The 281-nt window shown below is 54.8% G+C and carries 1 tRNA gene and 1 rRNA gene; both read right to left on the reverse strand.

The window, feature by feature from the left end:
* Positions 1-81: ribosomal RNA gene (gene rrf / locus OGX86_RS00275) — 5S ribosomal RNA — on the reverse strand; the annotation flags it as partial.
* A gap of 38 nt (positions 82-119) precedes the next feature.
* Positions 120-195 (reverse strand) — tRNA-Thr (locus OGX86_RS00280).
* Between the last annotated feature and the right edge of the window lie 86 nt (positions 196-281).

Raw genomic sequence — 281 nt, forward strand, 5'->3', positions numbered from 1 at the left:
CACACTACCATCGGCGCTACGGCGTTTCACTTCTGAGTTCGGCATGGGGTCAGGTGGGACCACCGCGCTACAGCCGCCAGACAAATTCTTTTCTAAGTGCCGAACTTTAACCGAAAAACTGGTGCTGATACCCAGAGTCGAACTGGGGACCTCACCCTTACCAAGGGTGCGCTCTACCAACTGAGCCATATCAGCACACTAAATTTGATGCCTGGCAGTTCCCTACTCTCGCATGGGGAGACCCCACACTACCATCGGCGCTACGGCGTTTCACTTCTGAG

Source organism: Citrobacter sp. Cpo040, from assembly GCF_030332915.1.
Classification (GTDB): Bacteria; Pseudomonadota; Gammaproteobacteria; order Enterobacterales; family Enterobacteriaceae; genus Citrobacter; species Citrobacter portucalensis.